The organism is Achromobacter sp., from assembly GCF_032102605.1.
In the GTDB taxonomy this organism is placed as follows: domain Bacteria; phylum Pseudomonadota; class Gammaproteobacteria; order Burkholderiales; family Burkholderiaceae_B; genus Achromobacter.
In genome coordinates, this window is sequence record NZ_DAMDGT010000019.1 from 20,851 (window position 1) to 46,456 (window position 25,606).

The window sequence follows — 25,606 nt, forward strand, 5'->3', positions numbered from 1 at the left end:
CGCTGCGCGCTTCCCCAAGGGGGCATGCCTGCGGACCGGCGGAGCCCGGATCCGCGGCATCCCGATGGGACGCGCAGAGCCTGCTTCCTGGCGACGTCCACAGCGCATGTGAGCGTGGGGTGCTCCCTTTACTTGACCAGGGTCCAGTTGCCGTCCTTGACGGTGATGAGCTCTCGGCCGCGGTCGTCAAAGCCGCTGTGGTCGGAGGCGCTCATGTTGTAGACGCCCTGCGTGCCCACCAGCTCCTTGGTCTGTTCCAGCGCGTCGCGCAAGGCGTTGCGGAACTCCTTGGTGCCCGGCTTGCCGGCCTTTTCCGCCAACGGGACGGCCTTTTCCAGCAGCAGGCCGGCGTCGTAGACGTTGGCGCCGAACGTGGCGGGCTTGGAACCGTTGAGTTTTTCGTACGCGGCGATGTAGTCGGTCGCGACCTTCTTGGACGGGTTGCTGTCGGGCATTTCCGGCAGCACCAGCATCAGGCTGGCGGCGAGCACGGTGCCTTCGACCTTCTTGCCGCCCAGCTTCAGGAAGTCCGGCAGCGCGGCGCCGTGGGTCTGGTAGAACTTGCCCTTGTAGCCCTGGTCGAACAGCGTGGTTTGCGGCAGCACGCTGGCGGCGCCGGGCGCGGCCACCAGCACGGCGTCCGGCTTGGCGGCCAGGATCTTCAGCGCCTGCCCCGTGACCGAGCTGTCGAAACGCAGGTAGCGTTCGTTGGCGGCGATCTTGATGCCCTTTTCCGTGGCAAGGCCCGAGAACACCTTGTACCAGTTCTCGCCATAGGGATCGTTCAGGCCGATGAAGCCCACCGTCTTGATGCCGGCCTTCGCCATGTGGTCGATCAGCGCGCGCGCGATGATGTCGTCGTTCTGCGTGGTCTTGAAGACCCACTTCTTCTGGTCGTTCATCGGCAGCACCACCGCGGCGGTGCCCACCGGCGCCAGCATCGGCACGCCGGCCTCGGCGGCGAACTGGATCACGCCCATCGCGTTGGGCGAACCCGACGGTCCGATCAGCGCGTCCACGTTCTGCTCCGTGATCAGCTTCTTGAAAGCCGTGACCGAGTTCGTCGAATCGCTGGCGTCATCCAGCGAGATGTATTCCACCGTCAGGTCGCCGATCTTCTTGGGCAGGAGCGGCACCGTGTTCTTCTGGGGGATGCCGACCAGCGCGGTGGGGCCGGTGGACGAGGTGACCACGCCGACCTTGACTTGCGCCAGGGCGGGCAGGGCGAACAGGGCGGCGACGGCGGCGGCAGCGGCCAGGGGGAGTTTCTTCGACAGCATGGCAAAACCTCCGGATAGGGAGCAGAGTGGGAGTGCGGCTGAAAAGCGGAGAAAACGGGAACTGCGGGATTACTTGTTGCTTAAAATTTCTAATCGGCAAGGATGTGCACTGTAGACCCGGGTCACGGTGCTTACCTATCCGTCAAAACCCGAAGCGGAACGCGCTCAGATGGTGATTGAACTGACGCTGGCGCCGCCGCAGACGAAAAGCGTCTGGCCTGTGACGAAGCTGTTGGCAGGGTCCGCGAAGAACATGACGGCGCGCGCCACGTCGTCCGAACGGCCCAGGCGCTTGACCGGGATGCCCTCGGCCAATTGCCTTTCGCGTTCGCTGCCCGCCTCGATCACGTCATAGAACATGTCCGTCTGGATGGGGCCTGGCGCCACGACGTTGACGGTGATGCCATAGGGAGCCAGTTCCAGCGACCAGGTGCGGGCCATGCCCACCATGCCGGCCTTGGTGGCGGAATAGGCGGTGCGCGTGGGCAGGCCCAGCGCGCCGCGCGATGACATCATGACGATGCGGCCGAACCGGCGCTCCTGCATGCCCGGCAGGGCGGCCTGCACCAGGCTGATCGCGGCGCCCAGATGGATCTGCGTCAGGCCGTGCAGTTCTTCCTGCGTGACCTGCGGCAGCAGGTTGGGCCAGATCACGCCGGCGTTGTGGATAACGTGGCTGACCGGGAATTTCGCGGCGACTTCTGCGCCGGCCTGTGCGGTCGCGGCAGCGTCCAGCAGGTCCACCTGAATGTTGTGCAGGCGCGGATGCGACAGGTCGGCGGCGCGGCGCGCCATCGAGATCACCTCGTAGCCGGCGTCCAGCATGCTGCGGCAGATTTCGGCGCCGATGCCGGCGCTGCCGCCGGTCACGATGGCCACATTGTCGTGCGTCATGATTCCCCCTTGGTTTTTTTGGTGTGGTCCGGACGTAATCAGGCCGTGGGCGCAAGCGCCAGCACGCGCAGCGGGCTGCCGGAGCCGCTGCGGATCTTCAGCGGCGCGGAAAAGATCACCGCGCCCGTCGCCGGCAGCTGGTCCAGGTTGGTCAGGCACTGCAGGCCGTAGCGGTTGTTGCCGTGCATGTAGTAGTGGCAGGGATAGGGCGGATCCAGGTGCTGGGCCTGGCCGGCGTCCGTGCCCACCGATTCGGTGCCAAAGCCGTGCACGTCGCGCTCTTTGATCAGCCAGGGCACCACATCGGCGTCGGGGCCCGGCGAATGCGCGCCGTCGGCCTGCATGTTCAGGTATTCGGCGGGCTTGGCGCGCTTGGACCAGTCGGTGCGCATCAAGACCCACGACCGCGCGGGGATACGCCCGTGCTGCTCTTCCCACTTCTTGACGAAGTCGATGGTCAGCAGGAAGTCCGGGTTGCCCGCGGCCTCGGCGGAACAGTCGATCACGCAGGCGCTGGCGATGAACGCATCGATGGGAATGGTGTCCACGGTGTTGTCGGGCTGGTCCTTGCCCGTCACCCAGTGCGCCGGCGCGTCGAAGTGCGTGCCGGTGTGTTCGGAACACGAGAAGTTGTTCCAGTACCAGGCCGGACCGCGCTCGTCGTAGCGCGAAATCTCTTCGATGCGGAACGGCCAGGCCTGGCCGAATTCCGGCGGCAGGACGATGGTCGGGAATTCCGGCGTCAGGGTCTCGGTCAGGTCCACCAGGCGGATGCGTCCGGAGACCAGTTCGGTCATGAATTGGGCAAGGATGTTTTGAGTCACGGTGTTATCTCCAGTGATGCGTCGGGGCGTCGCGCGGGGCGGGCGGCTCAGCCTCCCGCGCCCAGCTCTCTTTCCAGTCCCTTGGGATTTTCGGCCAGGCGCGCGCGAAATTCCTGCGCCACGTCGCCCACATACACGTCCTCGATGCCGTCCTTCAGTGCTCGCACGATGGCTGTCGCGATCGCCGCGGGCGCTACGCGCGGGGGCGGCGTGCGCTGTTCCCATTCATGGTCCACGGGGCCGGGGAACACGTTCACCACCCGCACGCCCGCGCCGCGCATCTCGGCGCGCAGGCACTGCGCCAGCGACAGCGCCGCGGCCTTGGACGCCGACCACATGCCGCGGGACGGCAGGTTCACGTGGGCATAGATGGACAGCACGTTGACCCAGGCCGCGGCGCTGTTCACGCCGTCCGCGGCGCGTCCGCACAGCGCGGGGCCGAAGCATTGCGCCAGCCGCATCAGGCCCAGCACGTTGACGTCCATGGCGTCGCGCGCCGTGTTCACGTCCTTGCGGTTCAGGAGGCCGCCTTCGCGCTCCAGGTCAGCGGTATTCACCAGGATCTCGACCTTGCCGCCGATGGAAGCGGCCACGCGCTCGACGGAGTCGGTGTCGGTCACGTCCAGGGACACCGCCTGAACGCGCGGATCGGCGGCCAGGGCGTCGAAAGCCTCGTCGCGCTTCCAGGCCTGCGGGTCGCCCAGGAACACCAGCGGGCTGCCCGCGTCCAGCAAGGCGAGCGCCACGGCCTGTCCCACGGCCGATTTGCCGTCGGTGACCAGTACGCGGCGGAATTTGGGATCGCACGAGGTCTCGCGCAGGGTTTTGTCGTCTTCCATGTTCGGCGTATTCCTTTCGGGCAGCGCAATCATCACGGCCTGTCCGCTGCGGTCCAGCTTGAGCGCCAGGCGCACGCGGGCGCCATCGACGCAGTCCTGGTGCACGTGCGCCACGACGGAGGGACCGGCGTCCATTCGCACGGTGCCCACGCGCCAGGGCAGGCGTTCGCGGAAGTAGAGGTCATTGCTGTGGTGCAGGGTGGTGCTGACGAGCAGCACGCCTTCGGGATTGGCGGGGCGCCAGGGCAGGCGTTCGGACAGGCAATGGCCGCAGACCTCGCGCGGGGGATACTGCACCGCGCCGCAGTCGGCGCAGGTCTGCAGGTCGAAGCGTCCTTCGGCTGCGGCGGCGGTGAGTCCCAGCGCCGCACGGCTGCGCGAGCCGGGCGGCAACGTGGGCTGCCGGGTGCGCGCGACCGGATTCTTGCGGGGCGGCTCGGCCAGCGGCTCGGTCATGCGTCGCTCCTTGCCAGGATGGCCGCGGCGGTGCACAGCCCGCGGTCGTAGTTGATCATGCCGAACCCGCTGACCAGCCCGAGGCGGGCGCTGGCGACCTGAGTGCCGCCCGCCGTGCCCGTCAACTGGCGCAGCGCCTCGACCATGCCGAGATAGCCGCCGGCCGCGCCGGCCTGGCCCACCGACAACTGGCCGCCGTTGGTGTTGAACGGGAAACTGCCGTCCACGGTAAAGGTGTTTGCCCGGATGAACGCCGGCGCCGCGCCTTTCGCGCAGAAGCCCAGGTCTTCCATCTGCATCAGGTTGATGACGGGGTAATCGTCGTAGGCTTGCAGGAAATTCATGTCCGCCGGGCCGGCGCCGGCCTGGCCGTACAGTTCGTCGATGTCCATGGTCCAGCCGCCGCGGGTCTGGATGGGGTCTTCGGTCCAGGCGTTGTGGCGTTCGACGGTGGACAGGATGCGGGCATAAGGCAGCTTCAGCGCGCGCGCCCGGTCTTCGCTCATCACCAGGAAGGCGTCGGCGCCCGCGCAGGGCATGACGCAGTCGAACAGGTGGATCGGGTCCGTGATGACGCGCGCGTCCAGGTATTGCGCCAGCGTCAGCGGCTTTTTCATCAGGGCGTGCGGATAGCGCAGCGCGTTGTCGCGTTGCGCCACGCACAGCTTGCCGAAGTCCTCGCGCGTGGCGCCCGTCGTCCGCATGTAATGGGCGGTCAGCAGCGCGAAGCTGGCGTTCGGCCCGCCCGCGCCGTACGGGTACACGGCGTCCTGCGCAAAACGCGAGAACTGGCTGACCGTGTTGCGGAACGAGTCCACGTGATTGGTGTCGCCCGCCAGGCAGGCGACGACCTGGGCGTCTCCCGCCTGCACGGCCCGCGCCGCGCGGCGCAGCGCGGCCACGCCGCTGGCGCCGCCCATGGGGATGTGGTCCAGCCACCGCGGGCTCATGCCCAGGTGCTGGACCAGGCCGACGGCCGTATCGGGCGCCAGCGTGAAACTGGACACGCACAAGCCGTCGACGTCGGTCTTCGCCAAGCCGGACTGCCGGATCAGCGAGCCCAGCGCGCGGCCCAGCCACCAATGCGCGGCATGGGTGGAATAGCGTTCATACGGAATCGTGACGGGCAGGGCCGCCACCACGCCGTCGTAGCCCAGGCGGGTCATCGGGCAGGCCCCTCGTTGGGCGCAGCGTGGGGGCTGCCCCCTCCAGTTTTTTTCTTCATGTGACACGTGTCCACGCAGCGCGGCGTGCCCGGCAGGGTCGGCGCCAGCGCCTTCATCTCGCCGCGCTGGATCTTGTTGGTGGTGGTGAGCGGCAGGCTCTCCACGAACGCCACGTACCCGGGCGCCTTGTAATAGGCCAGCTGGTCCAGGCTCCATGCCACGATGCTGCGCGCGGCCTCGGCCATTGCGGCCGCGTCGGCGGGCAGGGTTTCGGGCACGACGCAGGCCAGCACCTCGTCGCCTCGCACGGGGTCGGGCACGGCGGCGACCGCCACGGCCTTCACCAGCGGATGCTGCATCAGCACGCTTTCCACTTCCACGGCCGAGATGTTCTCGCCGCTGCGGCGGATCACGTTCTTCTTGCGATCGACAAAGCGCAGCGCGCCGTCCGCTTCCCGACGCACGATGTCGCCGGTGTGGAACCAACCGCCTTCCCAGGCCTCGTTGGTGGCGGCATCGTCCTTCAGGTAGCCGGCAAAGAAACCGTAGCGCGGGTCGTCGCCGGCGTGGCGGACCAGCAGTTCGCCGGGTTCGCCGATGGTGGCCGGCGCGCCGGCGTCGGTCACGATGCGCACTTCCACGTCGTCTTCCTCGCGGCCGAAGCTGCTGGTGCCGACGTGACGCGGCTCCTGGTTGGCGATGACGACGGCGCCCGCGCCGGTTTCGGTCATGGCCCAGGCCTCCAGCAGCGGAAAGCCGAAGCGTTCCTCGAAGGGCGCATGCAGCTTGCGGTCCACGCCCGCGCCAAAGCCGAAGCGGATGGCGGGCTGCGGATCACGGTCGGACGGCTCGGCCTTCATCAAAATGGCCGGCATGACGCCCAGGTAGTGCAGCACGGTGGCGCGGGATTCCCGCACGCTGTCCCACCAGGAGCGGGGATGAAAGCGGTCCAGCGGGATCAGGCATCCGCCGGTCAGCACCATCGCCATGGCGGAATACGCCATGGCGTTCATGTGCACCAGGGGCAACGGGGTCAGCATGCGTTCCTGGCCCGGCCGCAGCGCGGCAAGCCCCCCGATGCGCGCGTACCAGCCGCCCGCGTGCAGGAAGTAGCGGTTGGGCAGGATGCAGCCCTTCGGGCGGCCGGTGGTGCCCGACGTGTAGAGCAGCGCGCACTCGGTCAATTCAGACGGGGCGGTGTCCTGCAACGGCGCGGGAAACGGCGCGGCGGGGGGCGCATCGTCCGGCCCCATCACGCGCAGCGTCCGGCCGGCGCGTTGCGCGGCCGCCAGCAGGTCGGCATGGCGTTCCGGCAGCGCCACCGCCAGCGCGATTTCGGAGTGGCCCGTCAGGTATTCCAGTTCGGCGGCGCGCAGGTCCGGGTTGATGGGGACTACCGACACGCCCAGCGCATTCAGCGCGAACCAGTGCAGGAAGAAGGCTGGGCGGTTCTCAAGCAGCAGGCCGGCACGATGGCCATGGCCATAGCCCGCTTCGGCATAGGCGGCGCGCAGGGTCTCGATGGCGTCGGCCGCCTTGGAATAGGCCAGCTCGCCGGCCTCGACGCCATAGGCGGCGGCCGTCTCCGGAAGAATGCACAGAAAAGGCTGGCTGCCATGACGGGACGCGGTGTCGGCAAAGGCCTGGTGGACGGTGGTATTCACGGTCCGCTCCTACATGAACAGTTGGATGTTGCCGAAGGCGGCGTCGCAGTTGACCAGGTCGACGCGCTTTTGCCGGATGCGAAGCTTGCCGTCCTGCTCCACCAGCGTGTGCGTGGCCCAGCCGGCGTACAGGGTCTGCGAGTCCTGCCGGGTCTCGACATAATGGAAGGCGGTGCGCACCACGTGGCGGCCCTCGGCCGGAGCCGACTCCGGGTGGCCGTGTTCGATGGTGGGCGCCTGCAGCAGGTGGTGGCAGCGGCTTTTGGGCTGTTGCGAAAACGTGCGCTGGCCGGCCAGGCGCTCGACGCGCACGCGCAGAAGCAGCTTGTCTTCGTACATCAGCGAAGCGTGCAGCTTCGCGTCCGTCTGGCCATGCGCCAGCGGCATCCAGTAATGGCCGTCCTCGGTGTACAGGTCCAGCCAGTCCTCGAAGCGCAGTTCGTCCAGCATGCGCGCCTCGGCATAGACAAAATCGATCAACTCGCGGTCGCTTGCGCTCATACCGACTCCGGTCCGGTCATGTAGCGGCCCCATGCGCGGTACTGGTTGCGCATCTGCCACTCGTTGGTGCCATTCGTGGTGACGTTCTTCTGGTCTTCCTCGCCGGGCGCATACAGCCGCCCCACGTTCACCCAGTCGCGCGCGCGGGAATGCAGGCCGTCCTGGGCGCGTTCGTACATTTCCAGGTCGTCGTGGCCCACCACGGACGTCGGCGCGTTGATGAGCCGGTTGTACATGAGCGTGCGCTCCAGCAGGAGGTCCGGCGCGCCGACCAGCCGGAACGTCCAGGACTCCACCAGCGTGCGGTCGGCGGCGATGGGCTTGAAGATGCGCAGCGTCTGGATCGGTCCCTTCACCATGATGTTGGGGAAGTACACCGTGTTGTGGCGCACGTCACCCAGGATCTGCTTGGCGCGTTCCTCGCCGTAGGCAGCCACCATCGATTCCCAGTAGCCGGGGATGCCCGAGTACGACGCATGGATCGAATCGGACACGCCCGTGTGCCCGTGGCCGTTTTCCCACACGCGGATGCCCATGTTCTCGAAGAACTCGTAGGGCGAGATGAACGGGGCGAAGAGTTCGACCGCCATGGGCTTGGGTGTGCCATCCGGCGCCTGTTCCCAGACCTTGACGGCAGTGCCGGCGGAGGACTCGTGGGCCACCATCGGATGGCAGGTGTCCGTCTGGTTGTCGACCAGCATCTTCCAGTTGCAGCGGTGCATGTAGCGCAATACGCCGCCGGCGACTTCGAGGCGGCCTTCGGGCGAGCGGTCCACCATGTTGTCCAGGGTGGAGAGCGATTCGCCGAAGAAGTCCTCGAACGACTGGCCTTGCGGGTTCAGACGGCAGAACACGAAGCCGCGGTGGTTCTTCACGTCTTTCACGGCCGCCATGCCCTGACTGGCCTCGCAGTTCTCCAGGCCGGTGTTTTCGTAGCCCTTCTTCAGGGGAATCGACAGCAGGCTGCCGTCCGTCTTGAAGGTCCACGCGTGATAGGGGCAGCGGAAGAACTTGCCGGTATTGCCGCAGGCGTCGCCCGCCACCATCGTGCCCTTGTGCGGGCAGCGGTTGTGCAGCACGCGCACGCTGCGGTCGCTGTGCCGGACCATCACGACGGGCTGGTTGCCGACGGTGGTGGTGACGTAGTCGCCGGGATTGGGCACCTGGCTGTCGTGGCCGACGAAGACCCAGGTGTTGGCGTACAGGCGTTCCATTTCCAGGTCGAACAGTTCCTGGTCGATGAACAGGTCCTTGTGCACCTCGGTGTCGCGCACGAGGGCGCGGATGGCGTCGGGATTGTCGCGGTAGTTGGCCATGGTCGCTTCCTTGTCCGGGCTACAGGTCCAGCACCAGGCGCGCGGACTTGGCGCGTGAGATGCAGATCTGGATGATCTTGCCGCTGGCCTTCTCGGTGTCCGAGAGGTAGTAATCGCGGTGGTCGGGCTCGCCTTCCAGCACGGTGGCCTGGCAGACGCCGCATTCGCCGCGCTTGCAGTCGAACATGGGATCGCAGCCTTCTTCTTCCATGACGTCGACGATGGTCTTGTCGGCGGGAATGGTCAGCACACGGCCGGACTGGCGCAGTTCGACCTCGAACGGCTGGTCGCCGGCCTGGGCCGCCGCCGTCACGAACAGTTCGAAATGGATGTGGGCGTCGGGCCAGTGGCGCGCGCGGGCGCCCTGTATCACCGCATCGATCAATCCCTTGGGGCCGCAGACGTACAGGTGCTGGCGCGGCGTGGACGATTCCAGCAGCGCCTGCAGATCGAAGCGGCTGGCCGGATCGTCGTCGGCGTGCAGCGTCAGGTCGTCGCCCGCCAGCACCTGGAGCTCCGGCAGGAAGGCAAGCTGGTCCTTGCTGCGGCCGCAGTAATGCAGATGGAAGGCGCGGCCCGCGGCCTTCAGTGCGGCGGCCATGGAGGCCACTGGCGTGATGCCAATGCCGCCGGCGATCAGAACGACGGGTTCGTCGCCCGCCGGCGATTCGTGCAGCGGAAAGTCGTTCTTGGGGCCCTCGACGGTCAACGCGTCGCCCTCGGCCAGCGCATGCATGTGCCGCGAGCCGCCCTGGCTGGTCTCTTCCAGCCGCACGCCCAGGCGGTACTCGACGGGCTCGGCGAACCGTCCGGCCTCGGGCGCAAGCTGCACCAGCGAATAGCAGCGCGGATCGCGCAGGCCGGGGATCGTTACCTTCAAGTGCGCGCCTGGTCCGAACGCAGGCAGCGTGCCGCCGTCTTCGCGCGCCAGCCGGAAGGCGCGGATCAGCGAAGATTCCTGGCGGACTTCCCGGACGATGAGTTTGAGTGTCTGCACGATGTCTGTCTCTGTCTTGTGTCGGCCTCAGGCGGCCAGTTTTTCAGCCAGCTGGCGTTCCATGGGCCCGCACTTTTCATTGGCGAGCGCCGTGTCGCGCAGCGCGCGCAGCGCGTCGGCCGCGCCGGGACGGCCCGCCAGCTGCGCGGCGGCCGCGATCAATTGCCGGTACTTGCCGCCGCCGCGCGCATGGGTGTCGCTGTAGCCCTTGACCAGCCGCCGGCAATTGACGGTCTCGACCGCCAGCGCGTAGTCCTGCGGGGCCAGCCGCGCGATCAGCGCCAGCCATTCCTCAAGGCCCTCTGTTTCGATCTGGTGGCGCAGCGTGCTGCGGCGAAAGCGCCGCATGCCGGCCAGCGTGTACAGCATCAGGAAGCCGCCCAGGGTGCCGCTGCGCATGCGGCGGCCCTTGCCCAGGCGGCGTTCGACAAAGCCGCCGAAAGCGTTGGACCCCTCCAGCCACCGGCCCAGCCGTGACGGCAGGGTGCCGCAGATTTCTTCCAGCCGCGGATGCATGAATTCCGTCGTGTCGACGAGCTGGCCGGGGCGCGCGCCAACTTCCGTCCGCACGCGCTCGAAGCGCGATCCGCGCGTCTTCAGGTCCGCCACGCGGATGACGTCGTCGTAGGCCATGGCCGTGGCCACGTAGCGCGCGGCGGCACAGGTCAATGCCCATTGGCGGGCCTCGCCGCCGTGTTGACCGTCCAGGTCGCGGATCGCCTTCATGCGGCGCAGGTAGTCCTGGGCGTAGGCCAGGTCCTGGAATTCAAGCTGGCGGCGCACGCCCGCGGCCAGCATCGGTTGCGCACAGGACGGGAAGTCGCGCCGGATGGCGTCAAGCAGCGCTTGCGTGCGCGGGCTGGCGGCGCGCTCGGGCACGGCCGGAACCGGGCGGGCCAGGTCGATGGCGGCGGGCTGCGCCGGCGCCTTGTCCGCGGACTCGAATCCCAGCGCAAACGCCCGCAGGCTGGCGTCGACGCCCAGGCCGGCGCGGCGCACGGTGGCCTCGTAGTCTTCGCGGGCAAAGGGCAGGGCGCCGCTGCCGGCCACCGCGCCGAACAGGCTGGCGCTGATGACGCTGCCGGCGCGGTCGGCCAGGTCCTGCAGGTCAAAGCAGAGGAACCGCCGGGCCGCCGCGCGGCCGGCGTCCAGCACCTTGTTCGGATCGGCGATGCCGTTGCCGGGCGCGGATTTTTCGCTGACGGCGTAGCTGCGGTGCGAAGAGGTGATCAGCACCGTGCGTTCCGGCGTCACCAGGCCGCGCTGGATGGCGCGGCCCCCTTCCATCAGTTCGGCCGCCACCACCAGGTCCACGTCGCCCGGCGTGGGCATCAGCGCCAGCGCGGGCTGGCGGCCCGCGCGTTGCACGTCGGCCTCGGGGAGCAGTTCCAGGTAGTAGATCGTGGCGCCGGTGCGCTGCGCGACGCCGGGAACCGACGTGGTCTGCGCCCACCAGCCGGCGTGTTCGGCCATGTCGACGATCCAGTCGGCCAGCACGCCGCCGCCCTGGCCGCCCATGGCCAGGATGGCGATCTTGATGGGGTTGCCTTGCTGCATTGCCGCCGCGTTCATGGAGCTGGTTTCCTTAAAGGGCATCTTGGGCCAGGCGCGCCGCGCGGCGACGTTGCAGGAAGCCGATCACCGCGCCGCGCATGCGGGCCATGAAGCGGTCGGCGCCGGTGGGGTTGTGGATGATGTCGGCGCGGTAGAAGGACGGGCACAGGACCGCGGCGTGGGCGACTTCGCCGCAATTGCCACAGCCCACGCAGCTGCTCTCCACGTGCGCCACGGGGTCTTCCTTGAGGGGGTCGCCACTGTCCTTCACCGTCAGCGACGGACAGCCCGACAGCCGGATACAGGCGTGGTCGCCGGTGCAGACGTCAGGGTCCACGCCGAACCGCTCCTTCACCACGCGCTTGCCTTCCTTGACCGCCTTGTTGAACAGCGGCTTCACGCGCCGCTGCTTGTTCAGCATGCACTCGGACTGCGCGATGATGACCTTGGGACCCTTGATATCGGTGGTCAGCGCCTCTTCGATGGTGGCGCGCACCTTCGCGACGTCGTACGTGCGGTCCAGCGTGCGGACCCACTTCACGCCCACGCCGCGCACGGCCTGGTCGATGGGATTGTTGGTCGAGCGGTCCGGGTTGTCGGCGCGCGACGACAGGATGTCCTGCCCGCCGGTGGCGGACGCGTAGAAGTTGTCGACGATGACGATGACGCCGTCGTACTTGTTGAACACCGCGTTGCCGATGCCGGACGCAAGGCCGTTATGCCAGAAGCCGCCGTCACCCATGATGGAAATGGGCCGCTTGGCGGCCGGCACGTTGAAGGCCGCCGCGCTGGAGGCGCCCAGGCCATAGCCCATCGTCGTCGCGCCCAGGTTGAAGGGCGGCAGGATTGAAAACAGGTGGCAGCCGATGTCGCACGAAATGTGATGCTGGCCCAGCGTTTCCTGCGCCAGCGTCAGCGCCGAAAAGATGGGGCGTTCCGGACAGCCCGTACAGAAGCCCGCGGGCCGGGGCGGCACCACGGCCGCCAGGCCCTCGACGTGCTTGTGAAACGTGATGGGCTGCTCGACGGGCCGGGCGGGCTTGGGCCGCGCGACTTCCGTGATCGTGATCTGGCCGCTTTCCGCCTCTGCGTCGGCCGCGACGGCCGGGTGCGTCTGCAGCGATTCCGGCCGGTTGCGCTTGAGAAATTCGCGCAGGCCGTCGCGCATGACCTGGGTGGTGTATTCGCCGGCCATCGGCAGCACGTCCTTGCCGGACAGGCGCGTGCCCACGCCCGCGCGGCGCAGCACCGCGTGCAGGTTCTGTTCGATGTAGTCGGGCTGGCCTTCTTCCAGCAGCAGCACGGCGCGCTTGTCGCGGCAGAAGTCGATGACCTCGTCTTCGATGGCGGGGTAGGTGACGTTCATGACGTACAGCGGGATGCGGCTGTTGCCGAAGTTGTCCGCCAGGCCCAGCAGTTGCAGCGAGCGGATGACGCCGTTGTACAGGCCGCCCTGCAGGATCAGGCCGATGTCGTCCTGGTCGCCGTCGAAATGTTCGTTGAGCTTGTTGTCCTTGATGTAGCGGATGGCGGCGGGCCAGCGTTCCTTGATTTTCTCCTGCTCGTGCAGGAATGACGCGGGCGGCAGCACGATGCGGCTGGTGTCGCGCGCCGGGCTTTCCAGCGCCTGCGCCAGCGAAAACGCGGGACGCTTGTTTTCCTTCGCGATGAAGCGGCCGTGCACGTGGCAGCCGCGGATGCGCAGTTGCAGCATCACGGGCGTCTTGCTGGCCTCCGACAATTCAAAGCCGTCTTCCACGGCCTTGACCATGCTTTCCAGGTTGGGGCGCGGGTCCAGCAGCCAGATCTGCGACTTCATCGCGAACGCGTGCGAGCGTTCCTGCATGATCGACGAGCCTTCGCCATAGTCCTCGCCCACGATGACCAGCGAGCCGCCGGTGACGCCGCCGGACGCCAGGTTGGCCAGCGCATCCGAGGCGACGTTGGTGCCCACCGTGGACTTCCAGGTGACGGCGCCGCGGATCGGGTACATGACGGAAGCCGCCAGGGTGGCCGCGGCGGTGGCTTCCGAGGCGCTGGCTTCGAAGTGCACGCCCAGTTCCTGCAGGATGTCGTTGGCGTCGGCCAGCACGTCCATCAGGTGCGAGATCGGCGAACCCTGGTAGCCGGCGACGTAGCCGACGCCCGATTGCAGCAGCGCCTTGGTGACCGCAAGAATCCCTTCGCCGCGGAACTCTTCGCCCGCGCCGATGCGCAATTGCTGCACTTCTTTCTTGAAAGACCTTTCAGCCATCTGGATCCCTTTCGCGGACCGGCGCGGCCCTCAACCCGTGCTGCCATGCAGCATCGAACCATCACGAAAACGTCGCCTGAAAAATACTTTAGGAGTCAACGTTTTAGCTGTCAACAAAAAAGATGAAATTTCATGGAAATTAAAAAATATCACGCTAAAACAAGGGTGTATATACTGGCTCTTCCCTAGGTTAAACGTCTATCGGAGCGCTGAGATGGTGCAAAAACGGGTTGCGATTCGGGGTATACCCTGTGCTGCGCAACAGCATTGCGGTACATCATGGCGCTTGGCTGCGCCGTCGTGGTGCAATGCGCTTTTCGTCAAAGGGGCGAGCCTTGGAAACCGGTGCGTGGGAGCAAACCAACATGCGGGCGGCTAAGTCGCGGGGCAGCCGCGCCGCCATGCCGGGCCCCCGGTTCGTCGACGGCTACCTGGCCTATCTGCTGGCGCAGGCCAGCCAGCGCATCTCGGCCGAATTCCACATGCAGGTCAAGGCGGCGGGCCTGTCGGTCACCGAATGGCGGGTGCTGGCCAGCCTGCAAGGCAGCGCCGGCGAAACCATCGGCAGCCTGGCGGTCCTGGCCATCACCAAGCAGCCCACGCTCAGCAAGGTGGTGCAACGCATGGAAGCCGAGGGCCTGGTGGCGCGCACCGGCGTGCGGGCGGACCGCCGGCAGACACGCGTCTGCATCACGGCCAAGGGCTCGAACCTCATCGCAGGCCTGTGCGAACAGGCCCTGCAGCACCAGAAGGCGGTGCTAGCGCCCTTCGGCGAAGCCAAGGCGGCCATGCTGATCGACATGCTGGGCGTGCTCATGACCGAACACGTCCCGCTCGAGCTCCCGATCGACGCTGAAGACTAAGTCCGTTGCGCGCGCGCACTCGAACGTTGTTCGGTCCGATTATTTTGTTACAAGCATATGCGTCCCTGATTGTCATTCCTCTGTGAAAACCGTCTCCGGTACGCACAAACCCTGAATTGACGCGGGTCTTGCCGGTAGGCACACTCGCGCCGATATTCAGACTACTGTCAGGAGTTGATACTTATGCGCCGCACTTTGATTGCTATCGCGATCGCCGCCGCCGTGGCAGTGCCCTCGATCGGGCAAGCCAAGACCTTCCGCTGGGCCGCCCAAGGCGACATCCTCACCTTCGACCCGCACTCGCAGAACGAAGGCATGACGATCGCCGCCAACAGCTACATCTACGAGCCCCTGGTCGACTACGACAAGTCCTTCAAGGTGTCGCCGCGCCTGGCCACCGAATGGGAACAGGTCTCGCCCACGCTGTATCGCTTCAAGCTGCGCCCCGGTGTCAAATTCCATGATGGCGCCGCGTTCACCGCGGACGACGTGGTCTTCTCCATCCACCGCGCCATGGCGCCCACGTCGAACTACAAGGCGTACACCACGGGCATCAAGGAAGCGCGCAAGATCGACGAGCTGACCGTCGAAGTCGAGACCTCGGCGCCCAATCCCGTGCTGCTGCGCCAGCTGACCAACGTGTTCATCATGAACAAGGCCTGGTCGGAAAAGAACAACATCGCCAAGCCGCAGGACTACGTCAACAAGGAAGAAACCTACGGCGCGCGCAACACCAACGGCACCGGCCCGTACAAGCTCAAGAGCCGCGAAGTCGACGTGCGCACCGTCTTCGAAGAAAACAAGGACTGGTGGAACAAGGCCGGCAAGGTCGGCAACGTGACCGAAGTGGTGTTCACGCCGATCAAGCAGAACGCCACGCGCACCGCTGCGCTGCTGTCCGGCGAAATCGACTTCGTGCTGGATCCGGCCGCGCAGGACCTGGAACGTATCCGCCAGGCGCAGAAGGTCGTTGAAGGCAACGAATACCGCACCATCTACCTGGGCCTGGACCAGAAGCGTCCCGAACTCCAGTACTCAAACATCAAGGGCAAGAATCCGTTCCAGGACATCCGCGTGCGCGAGGCGCTGTACCGCGCCATCGACGTCGACGCCATCAAGCGCGCCGTGATGCGCGGCCTGTCCGCGCCCACCGGCACGATGATCGCGCCGCAGGTGCATGGCTGGGCCGAATCGGTGCACAAGCGCGTGCCGTACGATCCCGAAAAGGCCCGCGCCCTGCTGAAGGAAGCCGGCTACGACGGCACCCTGAACTTCACGCTGGACTGCCCGAACAACCGCTACATCAACGACGAAGCCATCTGTCAGGCCGTGGTGGGCATGTGGGCCAAGGTGGGCGTCAAGGCCACCATGAACGCCATGCCGCGTTCCACCTACTTCCCGAAGGTGCAGTCGTTCGACACCAGCGCCTACCTGTTCGGCTGGGGCGTGCCCACGTTCGACGCCATGTACACGCTGCAGAACCTGATCCGCACCAAGGGCGAAGGCGCGGACGGCATGTACAACCTGGGCAACTACAGCAACAAGGAACTGGACGTCATCATCGACCGGATCAAGACCGAGACCGATCCGGCCAAGCGCGACGCCGACATCATCACCGTGCTGCAAGGGCACGCCAAGGACTTCGGGCACATCCCGCTGCATGACCAGGTCATCCCCTGGGCAATGCGCAAGAACGTCACGGTCATCCACCGCGCCGACAACCGCCTCGTTGCCGATTGGGTCAAGATCGACTGATCCAGGCTAACCAGACGGCGGGACCTACCCGGTTCCGCCGTCTTTGTTTTTTTCGCCTATGTTCGCCTTCATTCTGCGTCGCCTGTTGCAGGCCGTAGCGGTGATGCTCACCGTCGCGCTACTGGCCTTTGTGCTTTTCCAATACGTCGGCGACCCCGTCACCATCATGCTGGGACAGGACGCCACCGATGCCGAGCGCATCGAACTGCGTGAGCGCCTGGGCCTGAACGAGCCCGCCATCGTTCAATTCGGCCATTTCGTGGCCAACGCCGCACAGGGCAATTTCGGCATCTCCCTGCGCCAGAGCGAACCCGTATCCACCTTGTTGAAATCGCGGCTGCCGGCCACGCTGGAGCTGTCCATGGTGGCCGCCCTGCTGGCGCTGGTCGTCGGCGTGCCGCTGGGCGTCTATACGGCGCTCAAGCGCAACAGCCTGGTCTCCCAGATGCTGCTGGCCGGTTCGCTGCTTGGCGTGTCGTTGCCCACGTTCCTGATCGGCATCCTGCTGATCCTGGTGTTTTCCGTGCAGCTCGGGTGGTTGCCCAGCTATGGGCGCGGCGACACGGTCGCGCTGGGATGGTGGACGTCGGGCCTCTTTACCGCCACGGGCTGGAAGCACCTCATCCTGCCGTCCATCACCTTGTCGCTCTTCCAGATGACGCTGGTGCTGCGGCTGGTGCGCTCCGAAATGCTGGAGGTCCTGCGTTCCGACTACATCAAGTTCGCGCGCGCCCGCGGCCTGAAACGGCGCGCCATCCATTTCGGGCACGCCCTGAAGAACACGATGGTGCCGGTGATCACCATCACCGGCCTGCAACTGGGCGGCATCATCGCCTTCGCCATCGTCACGGAAACCGTGTTCCAGTGGCCGGGCATGGGCCTGCTGTTCATCCAGGCGGTCCAATTCGCCGACGTGCCGGTCATGGCCGCGTACCTGTGCCTGATCGCGCTGGTGTTCGTGGTGATCAACCTGATCGTCGATCTACTGTATTTCGTCGTGGACCCGCGGTTGCGTTCGGGGATGACTCGCGGCGGGGGGGCTCACTGATGCGCGCCGTACTCAAACGCTGGTGGGACAGCGACATCGCCTGGGCCTGGCGCCGGGCCCCCGTGGCCATCGTGGCCACCGTGCTGCTCGCGGCCCTGTTGATCGGATCCTTCGGGGCCGGCTGGGTCGCGCCGCACAATCCGTTCGACCTGACGAAGGTGGAATTGCTGGACGCGCTGCTGCCGCCGGCCTGGGAAGCCAACGGGCAGGCCACCTACCTGCTTGGCACCGATAGCCAGGGCCGCGACCTGTACTCGGCCATCCTCTACGGCACGCGCGTGTCGCTGCTGATCGGCCTGGCTTCCGTGCTGCTGTCCATGCTGATCGGCATCGTGCTCGGCCTGGTGTCCGGCTATGCCGGCGGCCGGATCGACGCTTTCATCATGCGCGTGGCCGACGTGCAGCTGTCGTTTCCGGCCATCCTGATCGCGCTGCTGATCGACGGCGTGGCGCGCGCGGCGGTGCCGCGCGAACTGCACGAACTCATCGCGTTCCCGGTCCTGATTGGCGCGATCGCGCTGGCGGGCTGGCCGCAGTACGCCCGCACCGTGCGCGGCTCGACGCTGGTGGAAAAGAACCGCGAATACGTGCAGGCCGCGCGCGTGATCGGCGTGGCGTCGCCCGTCATCATGTTCCGCCACGTGCTGCCCAACGTGCTGGGCCCCGTGCTGGTGCTGGCCACGGTGCACCTGGCGACGGCGATCATCACCGAGGCGACGCTGTCGTTCCTGGGGGTGGGCGTGCCGCCGACCGCGCCTTCGCTGGGCACGCTGATCCGCATCGGCAACGACTTCCTGTTTTCCGGCGAGTGGTGGATCACCATTTTCCCGGGCGCAGCGCTGGTGCTGCTGGTGCTATCGGTCAACCTGCTGGGCGACTGGCTGCGCGATGCGCTCAACCCGCGGCTGATGTGATGCGGCCCATCTCCGAAACGCCTGCGGCGAGTGTCCCTCACGGGGCCGCCGCGCTCGGACCGGGACACCCGGATCCGCTGCGGCCCCGCCAGACGGGATGCCGCGGGCGTGTGCAACAGGTATTTGAATCGAGGTATCGCGCATGAGCGCATTACTAGAGGTCCGCAACCTGCGCGTGGAGTTTCCCACGCGCCGCGGCACGCTGCGCGCCCTGGACGACGTGTCCTTTTCCATCCAGGCCGGCGAAGTCCTGGGCGTGGTGGGCGAATCCGGCGCCGGCAAATCGCTGACCGGCGCCTCCATCATCGGTTTGCTGGAACCGCCCGGCCGCATCGCCAGCGGCGAGATCCTGCTGGCGGGGCGCCGCATCGACAACCTGCCCGACGAACAGATGCGCCGCGTGCGCGGCCGCGAAATCGGAGCCGTGTTCCAGGATCCGTTGACGTCCCTGAATCCGCTGTACACGGTGGGCAGGCAGCTGGCGGAAACCATCGTGACCCACCTGGACATGACGTGGTCGCAGGCGCGCAACCGCGCTGTCGAACTGCTGGCGTCCACCGGCATTCCCGCCGCGCGCGAACGCATCGACCATTATCCGCACCAGTTTTCCGGCGGCATGCGGCAGCGCGTGGTGATTGCGCTGGCGCTGGCCGCCGAGCCCAAGCTGGTGGTGGCCGACGAGCCCACCACGGCGCTGGACGTATCCATCCAGGCGCAGATCATCGAGTTGCTCAAGCGCCTGTGCCGCGAGAACGGCACGGCCGTGATGCTGATCACGCACGACATGGGCGTGATCGCGGAAACGGCCGACCGCGTGGCGGTGATGTACGCCGGCCGCGTGGCGGAGATCGGCCCGGTGGCGGATGTCATCCACAAGCCGCGTCATCCGTATACGTCCGGCCTGATGGGATCCATCCCTACGCTGGAAGGCCACGCCGAACGGCTGGTGCAGATCGACGGCAGCATGCCGCGGCTCAACGCCATTCCCCCGGGATGCGCATTCAATCCGCGCTGTGGCAAGCGCCTGCCGCGCTGCGCGCACGACAGGCCCGAACTGCTGCCGGCGGGCACGTCCCGCGCAGCCTGTTGGCTGCATGACAAAGGCGATACGTTGGAGGTGGCCGCATGAGCACGCCCTTGGTTGAAGTGAAGGACGCGGCGCGCTGGTTCGATGTGTCGCCTCCCTGGCTGGAGCGCACGCTGGCGCGCAAGCCGAAAGTGATGCTGCGCGCGGTGGACGGCGTGTCGTTCGACATCGCCCGCGGCGAGACCCTGGCCCTGGTGGGCGAATCCGGCTGTGGCAAGTCCACGGTGGCGCGCATGCTGGTGGGGCTTTATGGACTGACCCGGGGCGACATCCGCTTTGACGGGCAGCCCTTGTCGCGCATGTCGGAGTCCGGCGGCCGCGCCTTGCGCAAGCGCCTGCAGATGATCTTCCAGGATCCCTATGCCAGCCTGAATCCACGGTGGCGGGTTGGCCGGATCATCGCCGAGCCCATGTTGACGCATACGCAGATGACGCCGGCCGAACGCGAGGCGCGTGTGGGCGACCTGCTCCGGCAGGTGGGCCTGGACCCGGCGGACCAGGGGCGCTATCCGCACCAGTTTTCCGGCGGCCAGCGCCAGCGCATCTCGATCGCGCGCGCGCTGGCGGTGAATCCGGAATTCCTGGTGTGCGACGAGCCCACGTCCGCGCTGGACGTGTCGGTGCAGGCGCAGGTGCTGAACCTGATGAAGGACCTGCAACGCAAGCTGGGGCTGACCTACCTGTTCATCTCCCACAACCTGGCGGTCGTGCATCACGTGGCCGACAGAGTTGGCGTGATGTACCTGGGCCGCATGGTGGAAGTCGCGCCGCGCGACGAGCTGTTCGCGCGGCCGCGGCACCCCTACACGCGGATGCTGCTGGAAGCCATTCCCGACATCAACGGGGCCGGCAAGCCGCGCACGGCGGTGGCGGGGGAAGTGCCCAACCCGCTGAATCCGCCGCCGGGGTGCACGTTCCATCCGCGGTGTCCCCACGCCAACGACCGCTGCCGGGCCGAGGCGCCGGTGGCGATGCTGGCGGGCGTGTCGGTCGTGGCCTGCCACGCGGTGCAGGAAGGTCGGATCACCGCGTGATCCGGCGGGCGCTGCGTAAGGCGGCTGGCGGCTCCGCAGCCGCCTGGCGGCCCGCGGCGCCCGGCGAAGAATCAATCAGTGGCGGTGATTGCGATCGTCGTCGTACGGCGTGTCGTCGTCATCGTCCTCGCCGTCTTCTTCCTCGTCTTCCTCTTCCGGGTCCGGCTGCGGCTCCTCGGTCAGGGCGAACGGCAGCACGTCTTCAAGGTTGTCGGACCAGGCGGATTCCTCGCCGTCGTGATCCAGCTTGACGAAGCGCTCGCCTTCGTTCAACGAGATCAGGATCGCCCACAGGTACAGGCAGTCGTAGGTGTCGTCGTCGGATTGCGGCAGGCCGCCACGATTGCCCAGCAGGCGCGCGCCCGGGCCGCCGAGCTGCACGTGGGTCTGTTCTTCGTCGGTCTCGGCCTTCTCGTCCATCGGCACGCCGTAGGTCACCCATTCGGTCCCTTCGTCGCCCAGCACCACTTCGGCCAGCACGGGCTTGCCCAGATAGGCGCTGAGTGCGTCCGCCGTCTTGGCCAGCATGTCCAGTTCAGGAGCTGTGAAATGGGTCAAGGAAGCGGGGGGAGTGGCAGAAGCGGACATGAAGGTTCCTGGGCGCGATGAAGCCGCGACGGCACGGCAGATACGTCAGGCGCTATTGTCTCGCGAACAGCGCTGCGATGCATCGGACGCTTGGATGACGAAGAGGGGACGGGGCACTCATGGCGCCGCCGGCAGGCCGCGCTTGCGCGCGCTATCGGGGGATTCCCCGGTCAACCGCTGGAACATCGCGATAAAGGCGGATGGGCTGCTGTAGCCGAGATCGCGCGCAACGGCTTGCACCGGCAGGCCCGAATCCAGCATGCCCAGCGCGCTGACCACCCGCAGCCGCTGGCGCCAATCGTTGAAGGACATGCCAAGGTGCTGCTGGCAATGGCGCAGCAAGGTGCGTTCCGTGATGCCCGCCGTCGCGGCCCAGTGGGCGGCGCCACGCTTGTCGCCTGGGCGGCGCTGCAACGCAGCCAGCACCGGCGCCAGCACGGGATCGGCGGTGGAGGGCAGGTAGCTGGCGTAGGCCCGCGCCTGGCGCGCCTGGTCGATGACGACCTCGGCCATCCTCCGATCCTGCGGCGTCACGGGATGGCACACGCCGCGCCGCTCGAAGTCTGCCAGGATCGCCCGCATGACGGGGCTGATCTCCAGCGTGCACGGTTCCTTGGGCAGGTCCGCGCAGGCAGAGGCGGGGATGTCGATGCAGGCGTAGTGCACTTCGCCGGCGTTCTGGCAGCAGTGCTCAACCCCGGGGGGTATCCAGATGGCGTACTGCGGTGGCGACAGGTAAGTGACACCGCGGATGCCGATTTCCATGATGCCCGAGATGGCGAAATTCAATTCCGCCCACGGCGACGTGTGGCGCTTCACGCCCGAATTGGGCGTGAAATGCAGGATGCGGCAGGCCAGCGGGTAGGGCAGGTGTTCGGCCAGGACATGCTGGGTGTCGGCTCGGTCCATGTCGGAAGTTCGGGTCGGTTTGTCTGTTTTTCATTATATGCAGAAGGTCGGACACGGCCTACACTGGCGTGCCGTTCCTGACTGTTTCCCCCGCTTCCCATGACGCGCTCCGACGCTCCGCACGTTCCTTTCCGTTATCTGCTTTTCCCGCTGCTGGCGGCCCTGATCTGGTCGGTCAACATGATCGTGACCAAGATGGCGGCCGGCGTCATTGCGCCGGCCGCCATCGGGTTCTACCGCTGGGCGCTGGCCGGCGCCGTGCTTACGCCCTTTGCGCTTCCCGGCGTGTGGGCGCAGCGCCGGATGGTGATGGCCCACTGGCCGAAGTTCGCAGTGCTGGGCGGGCTGGGCATGGCGCTGTACCAGGGGCTGGCGTATGTGGCGGCCTCCACCACCACCGCCACCAACATGGGTTTCATCACCGCGATGATTCCGCTCTTGACGGTCGCCGTGGTCGCGGTTGTGCTGCGCGAACGTCCGTCCGTCATGGCCGTGCTGGGCGGGCTGGTATCGCTGGCCGGCCTGGCGCTGCTGATCGGTGAAGGCGACCCGGCGCGCCTGCTTTCAGTCGGGGCCAATCATGGCGATGTGCTGATGGGCCTGGGCGCGCTGGCGTACGCGTTGTACGGCGTGCTGCTGCGCCGCTGGGCCCTGCCGGTGGGGCCGTGGCAATCGCTGTACGTGCAGGTCGCCTTCGGCGTCCTGTTCCAGCTGCCGGCCTTCCTGCTGGCGCCGCCGTCGCCGCTGAACGCCGCCAACGTGCCGCTGGTGCTCTACGCGGCGGTCTTCCCGTCGCTGTTCGCGCCCTACCTGTGGATGCAGGGCGTGAAGCACCTGGGACCCAACCGCGCCAGCATCTTCCTGAACGTGATGCCGGTGTTCACCGTGGCGATCGCGGCGATGTTCCTGGACGAAAAGCCCCATCTGTTTCATGTCGTGGGCGGAGCGCTGGCGCTGGCCGGCGTCATGCTGGCGCAGATGCGCACGCCGGGCCTGCCGGGGCGCGCCGCCCGGGCCGACTGAGGCCGGACCGGCGGTAGACCGTCGTCGCCGCGCGCCCATCAGGGTTCCGGCCTACAATCGACGGTTTCTCAGCTATATCTCTTCTACGAGCCCATGGCCCAATACGTCTACACCATGAACCGCGTCGGCAAGATCGTGCCGCCCAAGCGGCAGATCCTGCGCGATATCTCGCTTTCGTTTTTTCCTGGCGCCAAGATCGGCGTGCTGGGCCTGAACGGCTCGGGCAAGTCGACGCTGCTGAAGATCATGGCGGGCGTCGACCGCGAGATCGAAGGCGAAGCCATCCCCATGCCGGGGCTGAACATCGGCTACCTGCCGCAGGAACCCCAGCTCAACCCTGAGCACACGGTCCGCCAGGCCGTCGAAGAAGGCCTGGGCGCGGTCGTCAACGCCAAGAAGCGCCTGGACGAGGTCTACGCCGCCTACGCCGAACCCGACGCCGATTTCGACGCGCTTGCCGCCGAGCAGGCCGACCTGGAAGCCATCATCGCCGCGGCCGCATCCAGCGGTTCGGACGATATCGAGCACCAGATGGAAATCGCCGCCGACGCGCTGCGCCTGCCGCCCTGGGACGCCATCGTCGGCAACCTGTCCGGCGGTGAGAAGCGCCGCGTGGCCCTGTGCCGCCTGCTGCTGTCCAAGCCCGACATGCTGCTGCTCGACGAACCCACCAACCACCTGGATGCCGAAAGCGTCGAGTGGCTGGAGCAATTCCTGCACAAGTTCCCCGGCACCGTCGTCGGCGTCACCCACGATCGCTACTTCCTGGACAACGCGGCCGAATGGATTCTCGAACTGGACCGCGGCTACGGCATTCCCTGGAAGGGCAACTACAGCTCGTGGCTGGAACAGAAGGAAGACCGCCTGAAGCAGGAAGAATCCTCGGAATCCGCCCGCCAGAAGACCATCAAGAAAGAACTGGAATGGGTGCGCCAGAACCCCAAGGGACGCCAGGCCAAGGCCAAGGCGCGTCTGGCGCGTTTCGAGGAACTGTCCTCGTACGAATACCAGAAGCGCAATGAAACCCAGGAAATCTTCATTCCCGTGGGCGAGCGCCTGGGCAACGAGGTCATCGAATTCAACAACGTCAGCAAGGCCTACGGTGACCGCCTGCTGATCGACAACCTCAGCTTCAAGATTCCGCCCGGCGCCATCGTCGGCATCATCGGCGCCAACGGCGCCGGTAAGTCCACGCTGTTCCGCATGATCGCCGGCCGCGAACAACCGGACTCGGGCGAAGTCAAGATCGGCCAGACCGTGAAGCTCGCCTATGTCGACCAGTCGCGCGACGCGCTGGAAGACAAGAAGACGGTGTTCGACGCGGTCTCCGACGGCGCCGACATCCTGACCGTGGGCAAGTTCGAAATGTCGTCGCGCGCCTATCTGGGCCGCTTCAACTTTAAGGGCGGCGACCAGAACAAGGTCGTGGGTCAGCTGTCGGGCGGCGAACGCGGCCGCCTGCACATGGCCAAGACGCTGATCGCCGGCGGCAACGTGCTGCTGCTTGACGAACCGTCCAACGACCTCGACGTCGAAACCCTGCGCGCGCTGGAAGACGGTCTGCTCGAATTCCCGGGCAGCGTCATGGTCATCAGCCACGATCGCTGGTTCCTGGACCGCATCGCCACGCACATCCTGGCCTTCGAAGGCGATTCTCAGGTGGTGTTCTTCGACGGCAACTACCAAGAGTACGAAGCCGACAAAAAGCGCCGCCTGGGCGACGAGGGCGCCAAGCCCAAGCGCCTGCGCTACAAGGCCCTGAAGTAAGCGGCTCGCCGCTCTTCAACCCGAAAAATCCCGGCCCGCGCGCCGGGATTTTTCTTGGGGGACGGCTGGCATTCGGGCTCGCCAGAAGGGATCCGGAGCCGCCTTGCGGACATGAGGCGCCGCGCTGCACGTTTGCATGCGCACGCGCCCACTGCGGCGGCGCGGGTTATTCTGGTGGCTTGCCCAGGAGTCCTCCATCATGCTGCTGTCCGCCTCCGATTCCACGCTGCTGATCGTTGATATGCAAGGCAGGCTGATGCCTGCCATCCACGACGGCGACGTTGTGCTCAAAGCCGCCCACAAGCTCGCGCAGGCCGCGCGTCTGCTCGACGTTCCCGTGATGGCCACCGAGCATCACAGCAAGATGCTGGGCGTCACGGCGGAACCCTTGCGCGAACTGGTGCAGGGCACGTTCCAGAAGATGCATTTTTCGTCGACGCGCGAACCCGGTTTCGACGGCTGGCTGCCAGCCTCGCGCCGGACGGTGCTGGTGGCCGGTTGCGAAGCGCACATCTGCGTGCTGCAGACAGTGATCGGTTTGATCGATCTGGGCTTGCGGGTGGCGCTCGTCGCGGATGCCGCGGGCTCGCGCAAGCCCGCCGACCACCACGCCGCGTTGCGCCGCGCCCGCGCGCATGGCGCCGATATCGTCACCACCGAAATGGCGATTTTCGAGTGGATGGAGACCTGCGAGCATCCACGCTTTCGCGACGTGTTACGTCTCGTCAAATAGCAACCGGGGCCTGCAACACGGTCCCCAGGGGAGTGCAAAGATTCGCTCTCCCTTTGACACAATTCCTGGGCAAACCTAACACCGTGTCCCCGGATATTTTGCGATCCTGATCCTGTAGACCCAAAAGGGACCGCGCGCTC

The 25,606-nt window shown here is 66.7% G+C and carries 22 protein-coding genes; 9 read left to right on the top strand and 13 right to left on the bottom strand.

Going from position 1 to position 25,606, the window contains the following annotated elements; translation table 11 throughout:
• Window positions 1–128: 128 nt before the first annotated feature.
• The 11 genes from RT614_RS26570 to RT614_RS26620 all read right to left on the bottom strand — a co-directional run bounded on the left by RT614_RS26570 (window position 129) and on the right by RT614_RS26620 (window position 13,745).
• Window positions 129–1,280, bottom strand: coding sequence for an ABC transporter substrate-binding protein (locus RT614_RS26570; RefSeq protein WP_313625335.1), 1,152 nt, complete (start codon window positions 1,278–1,280; stop codon window positions 129–131).
• A gap of 165 nt (window positions 1,281–1,445) precedes the next feature.
• Window positions 1,446–2,174: an SDR family oxidoreductase gene (locus RT614_RS26575; protein ID WP_313625337.1), complete on the bottom strand. Its 729-nt coding sequence runs from the start codon at window positions 2,172–2,174 to the stop codon at window positions 1,446–1,448.
• A gap of 38 nt (window positions 2,175–2,212) precedes the next feature.
• Window positions 2,213–2,998 carry a cyclase family protein gene (locus RT614_RS26580; RefSeq protein ID WP_313625339.1) on the bottom strand — a complete coding sequence of 262 codons (786 nt, stop codon included), beginning with the start codon at window positions 2,996–2,998 and terminating at the stop codon, window positions 2,213–2,215.
• Window positions 2,999–3,045: 47 nt separating this feature from the next.
• Complete coding sequence (locus RT614_RS26585; protein WP_313625341.1) at window positions 3,046–4,293, bottom strand: SDR family NAD(P)-dependent oxidoreductase; 1,248 nt, start codon at window positions 4,291–4,293, stop codon at window positions 3,046–3,048.
• Window positions 4,290–5,459, bottom strand: a complete 1,170-nt coding sequence (locus tag RT614_RS26590; RefSeq protein WP_313625342.1) for a thiolase family protein — start codon at window positions 5,457–5,459, stop codon at window positions 4,290–4,292. The genes RT614_RS26585 and RT614_RS26590 overlap by 4 nt, the downstream gene beginning before the upstream one ends.
• Window positions 5,456–7,123 carry an AMP-binding protein gene (locus RT614_RS26595; RefSeq protein ID WP_313625344.1) on the bottom strand — a complete coding sequence of 556 codons (1,668 nt, stop codon included), beginning with the start codon at window positions 7,121–7,123 and terminating at the stop codon, window positions 5,456–5,458. The genes RT614_RS26590 and RT614_RS26595 overlap by 4 nt, the downstream gene beginning before the upstream one ends.
• A gap of 9 nt (window positions 7,124–7,132) precedes the next feature.
• On the bottom strand, window positions 7,133–7,624 hold the full coding sequence (locus RT614_RS26600) for an aromatic-ring-hydroxylating dioxygenase subunit beta (protein WP_313625345.1): 492 nt from the start codon (window positions 7,622–7,624) through the stop codon (window positions 7,133–7,135).
• On the bottom strand, window positions 7,621–8,940 hold the full coding sequence (locus RT614_RS26605; RefSeq protein WP_313625346.1) for an aromatic ring-hydroxylating dioxygenase subunit alpha: 1,320 nt from the start codon (window positions 8,938–8,940) through the stop codon (window positions 7,621–7,623). The genes RT614_RS26600 and RT614_RS26605 overlap by 4 nt, the downstream gene beginning before the upstream one ends.
• Window positions 8,941–8,959: 19 nt before the next feature.
• Window positions 8,960–9,937: a PDR/VanB family oxidoreductase gene (locus tag RT614_RS26610; RefSeq protein WP_313625347.1), complete on the bottom strand. Its 978-nt coding sequence runs from the start codon at window positions 9,935–9,937 to the stop codon at window positions 8,960–8,962.
• Window positions 9,938–9,964: 27 nt separating this feature from the next.
• Entirely contained in the window at window positions 9,965–11,509 is a 1,545-nt protein-coding gene (locus RT614_RS26615; RefSeq protein ID WP_313625348.1) for an indolepyruvate oxidoreductase subunit beta family protein, read from the bottom strand.
• Between the two features lie 13 nt (window positions 11,510–11,522).
• Complete coding sequence (locus RT614_RS26620; RefSeq protein WP_313625349.1) at window positions 11,523–13,745, bottom strand: indolepyruvate ferredoxin oxidoreductase subunit alpha; 2,223 nt, start codon at window positions 13,743–13,745, stop codon at window positions 11,523–11,525.
• A 365-nt stretch (window positions 13,746–14,110) separates the two neighbouring features.
• Between RT614_RS26620 and RT614_RS26625 the strand changes: the two genes are divergently transcribed.
• The 6 genes from RT614_RS26625 (at window position 14,111) to RT614_RS26650 (ending at window position 20,446) form a co-directional block, all read left to right on the top strand.
• Window positions 14,111–14,608: a MarR family winged helix-turn-helix transcriptional regulator gene (locus RT614_RS26625; RefSeq protein WP_313625350.1), complete on the top strand. Its 498-nt coding sequence runs from the start codon at window positions 14,111–14,113 to the stop codon at window positions 14,606–14,608.
• A gap of 183 nt (window positions 14,609–14,791) precedes the next feature.
• Entirely contained in the window at window positions 14,792–16,363 is a 1,572-nt protein-coding gene (locus tag RT614_RS26630) for an ABC transporter substrate-binding protein (protein WP_313625351.1), read from the top strand.
• 58 nt (window positions 16,364–16,421) lie between these two features.
• Window positions 16,422–17,411, top strand: coding sequence for an ABC transporter permease (locus tag RT614_RS26635; protein WP_313625353.1), 990 nt, complete (start codon window positions 16,422–16,424; stop codon window positions 17,409–17,411).
• Entirely contained in the window at window positions 17,411–18,325 is a 915-nt protein-coding gene (locus tag RT614_RS26640) for an ABC transporter permease (RefSeq protein ID WP_313625355.1), read from the top strand. The genes RT614_RS26635 and RT614_RS26640 overlap by 1 nt, the downstream gene beginning before the upstream one ends.
• 142 nt (window positions 18,326–18,467) lie before the next feature.
• On the top strand, window positions 18,468–19,454 hold the full coding sequence (locus RT614_RS26645) for an ABC transporter ATP-binding protein (RefSeq protein ID WP_313625357.1): 987 nt from the start codon (window positions 18,468–18,470) through the stop codon (window positions 19,452–19,454).
• A complete protein-coding gene (locus RT614_RS26650) occupies window positions 19,451–20,446 on the top strand; it encodes a dipeptide ABC transporter ATP-binding protein (protein ID WP_313625359.1) in 996 nt (331 codons plus the stop codon). Before RT614_RS26645 ends, RT614_RS26650 begins: the two co-directional genes overlap by 4 nt.
• A 75-nt stretch (window positions 20,447–20,521) precedes the next feature.
• Here RT614_RS26650 and RT614_RS26655 read toward each other — a convergent pair whose 3' ends face one another.
• Window positions 20,522–21,034 carry a hypothetical protein gene (locus tag RT614_RS26655; protein ID WP_313625361.1) on the bottom strand — a complete coding sequence of 171 codons (513 nt, stop codon included), beginning with the start codon at window positions 21,032–21,034 and terminating at the stop codon, window positions 20,522–20,524.
• Between the two features lie 117 nt (window positions 21,035–21,151).
• Window positions 21,152–21,943 carry a helix-turn-helix transcriptional regulator gene (locus tag RT614_RS26660; RefSeq protein ID WP_313625363.1) on the bottom strand — a complete coding sequence of 264 codons (792 nt, stop codon included), beginning with the start codon at window positions 21,941–21,943 and terminating at the stop codon, window positions 21,152–21,154.
• A gap of 99 nt (window positions 21,944–22,042) precedes the next feature.
• On the opposite strand from RT614_RS26660, the gene RT614_RS26665 reads away from it, so the two are divergent.
• The 3 genes from RT614_RS26665 to RT614_RS26675 all read left to right on the top strand — a co-directional run bounded on the left by RT614_RS26665 (window position 22,043) and on the right by RT614_RS26675 (window position 25,466).
• Window positions 22,043–22,966 (top strand): DMT family transporter, encoded by a 924-nt coding sequence (locus RT614_RS26665; RefSeq protein ID WP_313625365.1) that lies wholly within the window; start codon window positions 22,043–22,045, stop codon window positions 22,964–22,966.
• Between the two features lie 93 nt (window positions 22,967–23,059).
• Window positions 23,060–24,733: an energy-dependent translational throttle protein EttA gene (gene ettA / locus RT614_RS26670; protein WP_313625367.1), complete on the top strand. Its 1,674-nt coding sequence runs from the start codon at window positions 23,060–23,062 to the stop codon at window positions 24,731–24,733.
• A gap of 199 nt (window positions 24,734–24,932) precedes the next feature.
• Window positions 24,933–25,466: an isochorismatase family protein gene (locus tag RT614_RS26675; RefSeq protein ID WP_313625368.1), complete on the top strand. Its 534-nt coding sequence runs from the start codon at window positions 24,933–24,935 to the stop codon at window positions 25,464–25,466.
• Window positions 25,467–25,606 lie beyond the last annotated feature (140 nt).

What these genes read in the sequence shown, in the direction of transcription:
- RT614_RS26570 (WP_313625335.1), bottom strand. Translation starts at nt 1,280, where the DNA reads ATGCTGTCGAAGAAACTCCCCCTGGCCGCTGCCGCCGCCGTCGCCGCC.
- RT614_RS26575 (WP_313625337.1), bottom strand. Translation starts at nt 2,174, where the DNA reads ATGACGCACGACAATGTGGCCATCGTGACCGGCGGCAGCGCCGGCATC.
- RT614_RS26585 (WP_313625341.1), bottom strand. Translation starts at nt 4,293, where the DNA reads ATGACCGAGCCGCTGGCCGAGCCGCCCCGCAAGAATCCGGTCGCGCGC.
- RT614_RS26590 (WP_313625342.1), bottom strand. Translation starts at nt 5,459, where the DNA reads ATGACCCGCCTGGGCTACGACGGCGTGGTGGCGGCCCTGCCCGTCACG.
- RT614_RS26600 (WP_313625345.1), bottom strand. Translation starts at nt 7,624, where the DNA reads ATGAGCGCAAGCGACCGCGAGTTGATCGATTTTGTCTATGCCGAGGCG.
- RT614_RS26605 (WP_313625346.1), bottom strand. Translation starts at nt 8,940, where the DNA reads ATGGCCAACTACCGCGACAATCCCGACGCCATCCGCGCCCTCGTGCGC.
- RT614_RS26615 (WP_313625348.1), bottom strand. Translation starts at nt 11,509, where the DNA reads ATGAACGCGGCGGCAATGCAGCAAGGCAACCCCATCAAGATCGCCATC.
- RT614_RS26620 (WP_313625349.1), bottom strand. Translation starts at nt 13,745, where the DNA reads ATGGCTGAAAGGTCTTTCAAGAAAGAAGTGCAGCAATTGCGCATCGGC.
- RT614_RS26625 (WP_313625350.1), top strand. Translation starts at nt 14,111, where the DNA reads ATGCGGGCGGCTAAGTCGCGGGGCAGCCGCGCCGCCATGCCGGGCCCC.
- RT614_RS26630 (WP_313625351.1), top strand. Translation starts at nt 14,792, where the DNA reads ATGCGCCGCACTTTGATTGCTATCGCGATCGCCGCCGCCGTGGCAGTG.
- RT614_RS26635 (WP_313625353.1), top strand. Translation starts at nt 16,422, where the DNA reads ATGTTCGCCTTCATTCTGCGTCGCCTGTTGCAGGCCGTAGCGGTGATG.
- RT614_RS26640 (WP_313625355.1), top strand. Translation starts at nt 17,411, where the DNA reads ATGCGCGCCGTACTCAAACGCTGGTGGGACAGCGACATCGCCTGGGCC.
- RT614_RS26645 (WP_313625357.1), top strand. Translation starts at nt 18,468, where the DNA reads ATGAGCGCATTACTAGAGGTCCGCAACCTGCGCGTGGAGTTTCCCACG.
- RT614_RS26650 (WP_313625359.1), top strand. Translation starts at nt 19,451, where the DNA reads ATGAGCACGCCCTTGGTTGAAGTGAAGGACGCGGCGCGCTGGTTCGAT.
- RT614_RS26655 (WP_313625361.1), bottom strand. Translation starts at nt 21,034, where the DNA reads ATGTCCGCTTCTGCCACTCCCCCCGCTTCCTTGACCCATTTCACAGCT.
- RT614_RS26660 (WP_313625363.1), bottom strand. Translation starts at nt 21,943, where the DNA reads ATGGACCGAGCCGACACCCAGCATGTCCTGGCCGAACACCTGCCCTAC.
- RT614_RS26665 (WP_313625365.1), top strand. Translation starts at nt 22,043, where the DNA reads ATGACGCGCTCCGACGCTCCGCACGTTCCTTTCCGTTATCTGCTTTTC.
- ettA (WP_313625367.1), top strand. Translation starts at nt 23,060, where the DNA reads ATGGCCCAATACGTCTACACCATGAACCGCGTCGGCAAGATCGTGCCG.
- RT614_RS26675 (WP_313625368.1), top strand. Translation starts at nt 24,933, where the DNA reads ATGCTGCTGTCCGCCTCCGATTCCACGCTGCTGATCGTTGATATGCAA.